The sequence below is a fragment of the Marinobacter halodurans genome (genome assembly GCF_004327985.1).
GTDB lineage: Bacteria > Pseudomonadota > Gammaproteobacteria > Pseudomonadales > Oleiphilaceae > Marinobacter_A > Marinobacter_A halodurans.
In genome coordinates this window covers 100,410-112,276 of sequence record NZ_SJDL01000009.1, presented here as the reverse complement: position 1 = coordinate 112,276, position 11,867 = coordinate 100,410, and the positions used below count along the sequence as shown (strand labels likewise).

8 protein-coding genes are annotated in these 11,867 nt (G+C 60.3%); 4 read left to right on the top strand and 4 right to left on the bottom strand.

Features of this window, described 5'->3' with window-relative positions; translation table 11 throughout:
• Positions 1 to 29: 29 nt before the first annotated feature.
• Entirely contained in the window at positions 30 to 1,298 is a 1,269-nt protein-coding gene (locus EZI54_RS08015) for an EAL domain-containing protein (RefSeq protein WP_131480794.1), read from the bottom strand.
• Between the two features lie 656 nt (positions 1,299 to 1,954).
• Here EZI54_RS08015 and EZI54_RS08010 point away from each other — a divergent pair.
• Positions 1,955 to 2,545, top strand: coding sequence for a cytochrome b (locus EZI54_RS08010; RefSeq protein ID WP_131480792.1), 591 nt, complete (start codon positions 1,955 to 1,957; stop codon positions 2,543 to 2,545).
• Positions 2,546 to 2,586: 41 nt separating this feature from the next.
• Positions 2,587 to 3,180: a YceI family protein gene (locus EZI54_RS08005; protein WP_242674379.1), complete on the top strand. Its 594-nt coding sequence runs from the start codon at positions 2,587 to 2,589 to the stop codon at positions 3,178 to 3,180.
• Between the two features lie 257 nt (positions 3,181 to 3,437).
• On the opposite strand, the gene EZI54_RS08000 is transcribed toward EZI54_RS08005, so the two are convergent.
• A complete protein-coding gene (locus EZI54_RS08000; RefSeq protein ID WP_131480790.1) occupies positions 3,438 to 5,075 on the bottom strand; it encodes a methyl-accepting chemotaxis protein in 1,638 nt (545 codons plus the stop codon).
• Between the two features lie 101 nt (positions 5,076 to 5,176).
• A complete protein-coding gene (locus tag EZI54_RS07995; protein ID WP_242674378.1) occupies positions 5,177 to 5,422 on the bottom strand; it encodes a hypothetical protein in 246 nt (81 codons plus the stop codon).
• A 444-nt stretch (positions 5,423 to 5,866) separates the two neighbouring features.
• On the opposite strand from EZI54_RS07995, the gene parC reads away from it, so the two are divergent.
• Positions 5,867 to 8,158: a DNA topoisomerase IV subunit A gene (gene parC, locus EZI54_RS07990; RefSeq protein ID WP_131480788.1), complete on the top strand. Its 2,292-nt coding sequence runs from the start codon at positions 5,867 to 5,869 to the stop codon at positions 8,156 to 8,158.
• The gene (gene serB / locus EZI54_RS07985; RefSeq protein WP_131480786.1) at positions 8,151 to 9,383 is read left to right on the top strand and encodes a phosphoserine phosphatase SerB; all 1,233 of its coding nucleotides are present in this window, start codon (positions 8,151 to 8,153) and stop codon (positions 9,381 to 9,383) included. Before parC ends, serB begins: the two co-directional genes overlap by 8 nt.
• Before the next feature lie 261 nt (positions 9,384 to 9,644).
• Here the strand turns inward: serB and EZI54_RS07980 are convergent, their stop codons facing one another.
• On the bottom strand, positions 9,645 to 11,729 hold the full coding sequence (locus EZI54_RS07980) for an EAL domain-containing response regulator (protein WP_131480784.1): 2,085 nt from the start codon (positions 11,727 to 11,729) through the stop codon (positions 9,645 to 9,647).
• Positions 11,730 to 11,867 lie beyond the last annotated feature (138 nt).

Sequence of the window (11,867 nt, the reverse complement as noted above, 5' to 3'; positions counted from 1 at the left end):
CGTCTTCCCCGCAGGCTCAAGCCGAAACACTACCGGGAAATAATATCGCAGCACAGTACCTTGGTCGTTCCATCGTGCTGGAACGCCTGGGACAGGGTGACGCACATGTAGGCGCCGGTGACGGAAAGGTACGGTCGGGTGACCTGGAGGCGATTGGGCTGGTTCAGGGCCTGTCTCAGGTAATGCTGGCGGAACCAGTCGGCGTTGTGGGTGTTTTCCAGGGGGCGGAAACGGGGATCGAGGCACTCGATCATGTTGTCCGAGCGCAGCGTGTCCTCTGTCTGGACGCCCTTGTCATTGATCAGGTAGCAGCGGGAAACGGTGTGGTGGCGGGTCAGCGGGCGGCAGGCGGCTGCGAAGGGGATGTCGGCCCGAATGGAGGCCGTGGCCTGCTGGAAGCGGTCCCGGAAGTAGCGGCTGAGTTCGTGGGTCGGGTCGAGCTCCGTTTGACTGCTCTTCTTGTAGTCGTTCAGCAGCGCATCCAGGTCGGTTGACGTCCGGGTGATGTCGGCCAGTTCCAGTCCCGGTCGTCGGAAGTAGAAGCCCTGTACGAAATCCACCCCACCGTCGATGGCGATCATGGCCTGTTCGCGGGTCTCCACGCCTTCCAGGAGCACCAGGCAGCCGGACTGGTGCAGCAGCGAGACGATGCCGTTGAGAATCTGTCGGGCGCGTTTGTCGTTGGTGGCCCGGGTCAGGATCTGGCGGTCCAGTTTGACGATGTCCGGTGCCAGGTTCCAGATGCGCTCAAAGTTGGAATGGCCGGCACCGAAGTCGTCGATGGCCGTCAGGCAGCCCAGTTGCTTGTAGTAGTTGACGGTGTCCCGCAACTGCTCGGCGTCGTCCGTCGGCTGCTCGACGATCTCCACGACGATGCGGTGGGAGGGAAAACCGATGCGGGAAAGCAACTGACCGAAGAAGGAGTCGTGCTGCTTACCCGTTGCGACGACCCGGGGTGAAACGTTCAGGAACAGCCAGTTCACATCGTCGTCGAGCGTGGCGAAATTCTGCACATGCAGGTAACGACAGAGGCGGTCCAGGAGGACATCTTCCGGGTCGCTGGTGGGAAGCTGGAACAGGTGTAGCGGCAGTACGCTGGCGTTGTCGGTATCGAATGCCCGGATCAGTGCTTCGTAGCCAATGATGCGCTTGTGGGAAATGCTGAAAATCGGCTGTAACGCTGTGTGTAGCCTGAGGCCCTGGAAACTGGCCGTCCAGCCCGATTCTGCGTGATCGAGCAGGGGCGTCAGGAGATCCAGCTCGGGTTCACTGCTTTGGTTGACAACGCTTTTTGACATCGAGACTACTGCGCGCGCATTAAAAGCTGACCCGTGCGTTGCCGGCTGAACCGGTCGAGTTATTTCAGAATTCGCAACAGGCGGTTCGCTGAACGCTAAGAATGACCGTGTGTTCAGTTGTGAGCAGAATGCCAAATATTACAAAAGGATGCCAGAGGGAAACGCAAAATGGTTAAAAACCGGTCGACGTTTGAGCGGAAAGCCTGAGGGGTGGCCGCCGTGGGAGGCGGCATCACCGGTACATGGCGGGACCAGTCGATACATCCTGCCGGCTGTGCTGGAATACGGGATCAGTTGTTGCTCGGGATAACAACGTCTTCGTCGAATTCGACTTCCATTGCTCTGCTCCTGTGTTGCTGCTGTGCTCAATTCCGCTCGGCGGAATCAAGCGATGTTCATTAACTATGATGTTAATAAGCATAGGCAACAATCAGTAAAACCCGTATTCGACCAAGGTGGCGTGTCGCTGAAAGGCCCATTTTCAGGGACGTCAGGGTGCTAAGCTGCACTGAAGCTGCTCGCATCCATCAATAATTTTGAACAAAGCCAACAAAACATTTTGGTTTGCCGTCGCAGGATGCCCTTCTATGATGCTTTATTGATCTGGAATACTCGTGACCGCGAGGGTCACGGTCGGCATCGGAGGCCCGATCGGTATGGCGTTTCCCCTGATGAACTCCCGGCAGCAATTTGGCTGGGTCACGATCCTGATTCACTGGCTGGTCGCTGTTGCCGTGTTCGGGCTGTTCGGGCTCGGGCTCTACATGGTCGAGCTGACCTACTACGACGCCTGGTATAATGAAGCTCCCCACATCCACGAGAGTATTGGCATCCTTGTGCTGCTGGCGATGTTCTTCCGGGTCGCCTGGCGCCTGGTTTCGCCGCCCCCGGTTTCGCTTCCCTCCCACAGGCCCTGGGAAAAGGCGGGCGCTCATGTTGCGCACTTTGGCATGTATCTGCTGCTGTTCGCCGTACTGGTGTCCGGTTATCTGATCCCGACGGCCGACGGCTCCGGTGTCGATGTTTTCAACTGGTTCACGGTGCCATCGGTCACCGGACAGCAGAAGGGACTGGAAAGCGTTGCCGGAGACATCCATTACTGGGTCGCCTGGGGTTTGGTGATTCTCGCGGTGATCCATGCCATCGGTGCCATCAAGCACCATGTCATCGATCGCGACGAGACCCTGCGCCGCATGATGGGGCTTAAGGCGCGCCCGGTCATCCGGCCACGGAATGATTCGATATAAACCGGTAAGGCCCGAAAGGGCATAATGTTAAGGAGAGTATTATGTTGAGGAAACTGGCCATTTCGTCTGCGGTATCCATGGCGGTTCTTGCGGGTGGCGTCCAGGCTGCCGAAGGGGACGGTACCTACGCCTTCGATACCCAGGGCAACCATCAGTTCATCATGTTCAAGATTTCACATCTGGGCTACAGCTACCTTTATGGCCGTTTCAACGAGTTCGATGGTCAGTTCACCTACAACGCCGAAGACCCCGCCAGTAACTCGGTCCAGGTAACGATCGACACGGGCAGCGTCGATTCGAATCACGCGGAGCGTGACAAGCACCTGCGCAGCGACGACTTCCTGGCTGTGGATGAATTTCCCCAGGCCACCTTCAAGAGCAGGAAAGTTATCTTTGATGGTGACGACAGGGACGAGGCAAAGATCGTGGGGGATCTGACCCTGCGCGGTGTGACCAGGGAAATTACGCTGGACGCGGACATGGTTGGTCACGGCAAGGACCCCTGGGGCGGTTACCGCATGGGCTTTGAAGCCGAGACGGAGCTGCGCCTGAAGGACTTCGGCATCCCGATGGACCTGGGGCCGCAGTCCCAGACGGTCGAGATGATCATCTCAGTCGAGGGGGTTCGTCAGTAGGGTGTGACGTACCCGCTTGAAAGGGGTAGATGAAAAAACACCGCCTGGTTTAATATGGCGGTGTTTTTCGTTGTCAGGATACCTTTTATGGAGCGCGTCAGGCGCAATCGGTCCCTTCGCTTCGTGACGGTCAGTATGACGCTGGTGCTGCTGGCGCTGGTCGTGGCGAATGCCTCCGGCCTTTCTGCCTGAGGCTCGGTAAGGGGCAGGCGAGGCCCTGGACACCGTTTGGTGGTCAGGGCTTTCACCGGCTTTTCCTAGACCCGGTAACGTCCGACCTGGGTGGTTAATGTCTGCGCGTAACCGGCCAGTAGTTGGCTGATCTGGTCGATTTCCACGGAGCGGGCGTCGCTGTTCTGGGCGAGGTCGTTGATCCGTGTGATGCTCCGGTTTATCTCGTCCACCACCTGAGTCTGTTCTTCCGTTGCGGACGCCACGCTGGCGTTGACGTCGCTGATGCTGTTCATGGCGCCCAGGATTTCATTCAGTTTCTGCTCCGCTTCCGCGGAGAGTTTGACGGTCTGTTCCGCCTGCTCGTTGCCCGTTTCCATGACCGAGACGATTTCGGAGACACCGGTCTGCAAGGTGGTGATCATGGACTGGATGTCCGAGGTGGATTCCTGCGTGCGCTGGGCCAGGGTACGTACCTCGTCGGCCACGACGGCAAAGCCCCGGCCCTGTTCGCCGGCGCGGGCCGCCTCGATGGCGGCGTTCAGCGCCAGGAGGTTGGTCTGCTCGGCGATGCCGCGGATGACATCCAGCACCGAGGTGATGTTGCCGGAGTCCTCAGACAGCTTGCGGATCACGCCGACGGCGGTCTCGATCTGGTCGGACAGGCGGTTCACCTCTTCCGAGGCATTGTGAATGATACGGGCACCCGTTTCTGTATTGGTCTGGGCGCTGCGGGTAACGTCGGCGGCCGTGCCGGCGTTGGCCGCGACTTCTTCTATCGCGCTCTGCATCTGGTTGATGGCGGTGGCGACCTGGGTGATGGCATCGGTCTGTTGGGTAATCCCGTCGCGGTTGTCCGCCGCCGCCCGGTCGAGCTTTTCGGCGCCCTCCTTGAGCTCGAGCGAGAGATCTTTGATCTCCCGCACCATGCCCTGAAGGTTGCCGATCACGGCATTGAAGCTGGTGGCCAGGCGTCCGAGGTCGTCGTTGGATTCCACCGGTACGCGACTGCTCAGGTCCCCTCCACCTTCGGCAATATCGTCCAGCCGTGTGCGGAGTTCGTTGATGGATTGAATGATCAGGCGCGTGGCGACAAAGAAAATCAGGCCGCTGATGGCCAGCACGATCACGGTCACGACAACCGTGGTGGTCATGCTCTGCTGGCCGATTGCGGTCGCGTCTTCCGAGGTTGCCAGGGCATTCTTGTCAGCGAAAGCGCCGGCGACGTCGTAATAGTCCCGCAGCGATGAGAACAGGGGGAGAACGGTTTTTCCGATGGCCTGCCGCGCCTCGTCAACCTGGCCGTCAGTCACCATGGCGTTGACTTTGTCGGCGGCCGCTTTCCACGTCCGGTAGGCGGTTTCAAAGCCCTCCAGCTCATTGTCCACGCCATCTTCGGCCAGGAGTTTGCGCGCCACTTCCATACGGTCTAGGGCCTGCTTGGCGTTTTCATCGTAGTCCGCCAGGAAGCCGGATATGTCCTCTTGATCCTGGGCCGCCAGGATAAGGTTCTGTTGAGCCGTATAGGCCTGGTACAGGTCGCGGTCGGCGTTCAGGGCAGCACTGACTGCCGGCACGTAATTGTGGGAAATGCGGCCCGTGTCGCTGATTAACCCACGGGTGGTGATCAGGTTGGCGACCCCCAGCGCTATAATGGCCAGCGCCGTCAGGGCGAACGGTAGGACAATCTTGGTTTTCAACCCCAGTCTGCGGATGATATTCATTGTTATTTTCCCCTGGCATCAATGGCTAACAGGCTTATATCAGAATAGCAGGGAAGGGGGGGGATGGATGTTATGGGGCGTTGATATTGGGAAAGACGGTGTTATGACTGGTGGTGTCCGTGGCGCTGGCACTGGCAGAGTCGGTACTGGCGGAACATCTGCCCGCTGAACACCACGATCCAGATCAGCAGGCCGGCATACAGATAGGCTTCGGCCAGATGCAGGCCCCCGCTGATGGCAAATTCGACGAGCAGCATCAGTACCAGGGCCAGGCCGGCATTGATGGTGGCGGCCATCATGGCGCGACCACAAGCCTTGAGCGTCAGTTTCAGCGTAAGTGTCTGCATAGGGACAACGAATACCTTCTCTGTAGACGACGCGTCCGCTGCGCCTGATGTAGTCAAAGTGGAGCGCGCCGCAAGTGGCGCCTGCCGCGCGCCGAATGTTCTCATCCGGCGACATCAACGAATCGAGAATAAAGAGCACCCCCTGGGGCCTCCATTCGTGGATTCCGCTATTCCATCTTTGGTTTTACCCCTGAAAAAGCGTGTAAAACCCAGTGATTATGCCGCATTGCGCGGCGTTGCCGGTTGCCGCGTCCTGGGGCCGCATTGCGGATAATCTGTATGCGAATTGATCGATTCTGAGGGCCGAGGCCGTTGTTCCGGACCTTTGTTCCTGCTGTTTCGGTCATAGGGTTGGTGTGTTTGCGGCGGCCTTTCTATAATGGCCGCTTGCTGTGGAAACGGTTGGCATGTCCGGCCGAACATTGTTCAGGAGAAGGGGCCACTATGGCTGAATTTCAGACGACCGACGAAGGATTTGAGCGCGTATCGCTGCGTGACTACACGGAGAAGGCGTATCTCGATTACTCCATGTACGTCATCCTGGATCGCGCACTGCCCCACGTGGGCGACGGTCTGAAGCCGGTTCAGCGGCGCATTATCTACGCCATGAGCGAGCTGGGCCTCAAGGCGACCGCCAAGTACAAGAAGTCGGCCCGTACCGTGGGCGACGTCCTGGGTAAGTTCCATCCCCACGGCGACAGCGCCTGCTACGAAGCCATGGTGCTCATGGCCCAGCCGTTCTCCTATCGCTATCCGCTGATCGACGGCCAGGGCAACTGGGGGTCTCCGGATGACCCGAAGTCCTTCGCGGCCATGCGGTACACCGAATCGCGGCTGGCCCCGTTCTCCGAAGTTCTGTTGAGCGAGTTGGGTCAGGGGACGGTCGACTGGGTGCCCAACTTCGACGGCACCATGGACGAACCCGCCAGCCTGCCGGCCCGACTGCCGCACGTACTGCTCAATGGCACCACCGGTATTGCCGTGGGCATGGCCACAGACATTCCGCCGCACAATGCCCGGGAGGTGACCTCGGCCTGCATTCGCCTGCTGGACGCGCCGGAGACGACCGTCGAGCAGCTCTGCGAGCACATCAAGGGGCCGGATTTCCCGACCCGCGCCGAGATCATCACGCCGCGTAAGGACCTGCTCCAGATGTACGAGACCGGTCGCGGCTCGCTGCGCATGCGGGCCAAGTGGTCCCGGGAAAACGGCGAAGTCGTGGTCACCGAATTGCCGCACCAGGTATCCGGCGCCCGGGTGTTGGAGCAGATCGCCCAGCAGATGCAGGGCAAGAAGCTCCCGATGGTGGCGGATCTGCGTGATGAGTCCGACCACGAGAACCCGACACGGCTGGTGATCGTGCCCCGGTCCAACCGGGTGGACCTGGATGGCCTGATGACCCACCTGTTCGCCAGTACGGATCTGGAGAAGACCTACCGGGTCAACCTGAACGTCATTGGCATCGATGGCCGGCCGCAGGTCAAGGATCTGCGCACCATGCTGACCGAGTGGCTCAGCTACCGGACCACCACCGTTCGCCGCCGTTTGCAGTTCCGCCTCGACAAGGTGCTCTCGCGCCTGCATATCCTGGAAGGCCTGCTGGTTGCCTTCCTCAATATCGATGAAGTCATCGAGATCATCCGCTATGAGGATAAGCCCAAGGATGAGCTGATTCGCCGGTTTGGTCTGAGTGCCGATCAGGCGGAAGCCATCCTGGAATTGAAATTGCGCCACCTGGCCAAGCTCGAGGAAATGAAGATCAAGGGCGAGCAGGCCGAACTGTCCGAGGAGCGCGACTACCTGCAATCCGTGCTGGGCTCGGAGTCCAAGCTGCGCGACCTGATCAAGACCGAACTGGAAGCCGACGCCGAGACCTTTGGAGACGAGCGCCGCTCGCCCATTGTCGAGCGGGAGGAAGCCCGTGCCTTCAGTGAAGTGGATCTGGTCTCCAACGACCCCGTCACGGTGGTGCTCTCCGAGAAAGGCTGGGTGCGCGCCGCCAAGGGTCACGACATCGATCCGGAGGGACTGAGCTACAAGGCCGGCGACCGCTTCGCCCTGTCGGCCTGCGGACGCAACAACCAGCAGGCGATCTTCGTGGACTCCACCGGTCGGGCCTATTCGCTGATGGCGCACTCGTTGCCATCGGCCCGTGGTCAGGGCGAACCGCTGACCGGGCGGATCAACCCGCCACCGGGCGCCGGGTTTGCCGGGGTCCTGATGGGCGAGCCCAACCAGCGTGTTCTGCTGGTTACCGATGGTGGTTATGGCTTCGTCACCAACCTGGAGAACATGATCAGCAAGAACCGCAACGGCAAGGCCGTGGTCAGTGTGCCCAAGGGAGCGTGCATCATGACGCCGGTGACGGTTCCGGATGGCGAGAATCAGCATGTGGCCGCCATTACCAACGAAGGCCGTATGCTGGTCTTCCCGCTGGAAGAGTTGCCGGAGCTGGCCAAGGGCAAGGGCAACAAAATCATCAGCATTCCCTCCGCCCGCGTCCAGAACCGGGAGGAATATGTGGTCGCCGTTGGTGTGTTCAGTGTTTCGGACCAGCTGCAGGTCCAGGCCGGTAAGCGCAAGATGACGCTCCAGTTCAGCGATCTTGAACACTACATTGGCGAGCGCGGCCGGCGTGGCCATAAACTGCCCCGGGGGCTGCAGCGGGTCGACTCGCTGGAAGTCGTCGGCACGGCGCTGGCACAGTCGGATGAGGGGATGGACGAGCGTGAGTGAACTGGTTCTGATCAATGTATCCGGGCGTGACAAGCCCGGACTCACCTCCGAAATTACCGGGATCATGGGGCGCTACGATGTGCGGATCCTCGATATTGGTCAGGCCGTTATCCACGACCACCTGACCTGGGGCATCCTGGTGGAAATCCCCGATGAGGCGAACGCCCCACACGTGATCCGCGACGTCATGTTCCGGTTGCACGCACTGGATCTGCAGGTGCACTTTGCGCCCATCACGGAAAGTGAATACCAGCAGTGGGCGGCCGGTCGTAACCGGGCCTGCTACATCGTCACGCTGCTGGCTCGGGACATCAAGGCCGAGCACATCGCCCGGGTGTCCGCTATCACCGCCCGCCACGGTCTGAATATCGACAACATCACCCGCCTGTCGGGCCGTCCGTCCCTGAATCCAGCGGATAACCGCATTGCCTGCGTGGAGTTCTCCGTGCGCGGCACGCCCGAGGATCTGGAGACCCTGCGAACGGATTTCCTCAAGATCGCCGGCGAGCTGAACGTGGACATCGCCTTCCAGGAGGATTCGATCTTCCGCCGCAACCGCCGTCTGGTGGTCTTCGACATGGATTCCACGCTGATCGAGGCCGAGGTGATTGACGAGCTGGCCCGGGAAGCCGGCGTTGGTGATCAGGTGGCTGCCATCACCGAGCGCGCGATGCAGGGCGAGCTCGATTTCAGCGAGAGTTTTGCCGAGCGGCTGGCCCTGTTGAAGGGGCTGGATGAAGCCGTCCTGCAATCGATCGCCGCGCGCCTGAAACTGACCGAAGGGGCCGAGCACCTGATACGTACGCTCAAGGCGCTGGGCTATCGCACGGCGATCCTGTCCGGTGGCTTTACCTACTTCGCCCGCTACCTGCAGGAGCGGCTGGGGATCGACTTCATACACGCCAACGAACTGGCGATCGTGGATGGCAAGGTGACCGGGCAGGTCTCCGGCCGTATCGTCGACGGCCAACGCAAGGCAGAGCTCCTGCTCGAGATCGCGGCCCGGGAAGGTGTGTCGCCGGAGCAGGTGATCGCCGTTGGTGACGGCGCCAACGATCTGCCGATGCTGAGTCAGGCCGGTCTGGGTGTGGCTTTCCGCGCCAAGCCGCTGGTCAAGGAGTCGGCCCGCCACTCCATCTCAACCCTGGGCCTGGATGCCATCCTGTACCTGATTGGTTTCCGGGAGAGTGATGCGGCCCATACTTTGAAGGCGGGACAGTCCTAACACCCTGTCTGATCAGGCGATCGAATAAGGTCGGGGAATCACGGCAAGTGATGGTGGCGGAAGCCAATGGATGCCATCGCTTCCGCCGCCCTAGAGGGCCATCCCTGGCCCGCTATTGCGGTCAAGGACATCCGTGTCCTTTTCTCCAGCGATGATATCCATTGGCTTCGATCAAGCTCAGAGTGCTATCGCGATCGACACGGCCCCATATCATTTGGCGGGGTTGTCAAAGGGACGACACCGGGGCAGGTCGGGGACCGCTTACTGGTCCCCGAAGTCGTAATCCATCTCCGGCACCGGTGCCTGCAGGTAGTAGCCCTGGATGTAGTTGACCCCGGCCTGCCACAGGGTGGCGAGCACGGAGGCGTTTTCCACCAGCGGGATGATGGTCAGCTTGCCGCTGTTCTGCAGCGACGCGACCATTTCCTTCACCTCTTCCTTCACGTCCTCGTTCTTCTGGATCTCTTCGGTGAACGAGCCGTCGATCTTCACGTAGTCCACATCCACATGCTTGAGGGTGTTGAACGGGTTCAGCGCGCAGCCGAACTGGCAGATCGACACCTTGCAGTGCAGCTCGCGCAGGGACTTGGCAAACTCCCGCGCCGGCTTCATATAGTTGTTGGCATCGCCTTCGCGGACCTGGAAGATCAGTGAGTCGCCGGGCAGGCGGGCCGCCTTGAGCGCCACGCTGAGCCAGGGGGTAAAGGTCTTGTCCTGGATCGTCTCGGCGGTCACGTTCAGGAACAGCCGCGTGTCATGCCCCTTGGAACGATGGCTGGCCAGGTGCTTGATGGTCTGCAGGATCACCCAGCGGTCAATCTTGGCGGCCATGTCGGAGGGGCCGGTGGGTGGCAGGAAGTCATAAGGCGAGACTTCCTCGTTGTCCTTGTTCAGCATGCGAACAAAGGCCTCGTAGTGCTCTTCGCCCTCGCCACGCAGGTTGATGATGGGCTGGAACAGGAGGCGGAAACGGTCTTCATCCAGGGCCTTCTGGATGGCTTCGACGGAGTTGTTGTCGTTGAGGCTTTCATAGACGGCCGGGTGATAGACGACGATGCCGTTGCCGCTCTCATGACCGGCCTGCTTGCGCACGTCGGAGGAAGCGGTATGGGCCCGGCCCAGGAGATCCGGTGCCTTGGGGGCATTCTCCGTAATGGCTGCGATACCGATGCTGACCGTGATCTGGACCGTCTTGCCGGAAATCTCGAACAGGTGATCCTCGATGGCCTTGCGAATCGACTCGCAGACATCCGCCATGCGGTTTTCCTGGCAGGGCAGCGCCAGCAGGCAGAACGCATCGTCGCTCAGTCGGGCCAGGGTCATGTTGTCGTCGACCTTGTCGCGCAGGATATTGGCGACATCCCCCAGCATCAGGTCAGCGCCGGCAATCCCGACCTGACCTCGGACCTGCATGAAGTTGTCGAGGGCGATGTAGGCCAGGCCGCCGGTTTCCTTGGACTCGCCGGCGCTGACGATCACCCGTCCGAGTTCGTCCATCAGGTGCTGGCGGTTGTAGAGTCCGGTCAGCAGATCCTGGGTGCTGATCTGCTTGAGCTTCTCCTCCAGTTCGGCGTTGTTCTGCTCGGGCTGGACCACAATCTGGGTGCACGGCTCGCCATCATAGGTGGCGGCCGACACGCGCATGACGATATTGAGTTCGGTGCCATCGCTACGCTTGGCGACACAGTTGAGGGCCATGCCGTCTTCCTGGTGCTCGGCAAACGCCTTCATGAAGATCTTGTAGTCCTCATGGCTGGACGGCGCGAGCGTGTCCAGGATCGGAATGCAGATCATCTCGTCGATATCGTCGTAGCCGAAGAAATCCATGTAGGACTGGTTGGCGTAGATGTGCATGCCATCGTTGATGTAGGCGATAGCGTCCTTGGAGCTTTCCAGCAGTAACTGGCAGCGCTGCTCCGACTCGCGCAGGTGGGATTCCAGGATGCGGCGCTGGTTGCGCGCGTCGAGACTGGCCAGTTCACGGTTCACCGTCAGCATGACCAGGTCGTTCCCGCTATCCGGAACCGCAGCCTTCGCCCCCATTTTCATGACTTCGATGGCCCGGTCGCTGTTGAACTCCGGGGTAATCAGGATGAACGGGATGTCCTTGTCCAGGCGTTTGATCAGGGAGAGGGCGGTATCCGGAGATACGGCCTGCTCAAGGTCCCGTGCCAGCATCAGGTCCCAATTGGCGGTGCGCAGTGCCTCTTCAAGATCCTCTTCGGAGGTCACCCGGTGAGCCCGGGTGGCCCGGCCGGAGTTCCTGAGGAGGCTGACAAGGGATTCGGCGTCATTCTGGGAAGGGTCGAGGATCAGCAGATGAACCGTCGTATTCTTCTTCTGCATTCGTTAACCATCTCGCACAGCCCGCTCTTCCGCGATCCCTGGGAAAGAGCGGTAATTAATTCGGGTGACTCAGCGCTCAAGGCAAGCCTGTCGCAGAGCGACGGCACGGTTCCAGTGACGTCAGGCAATAACACTCAG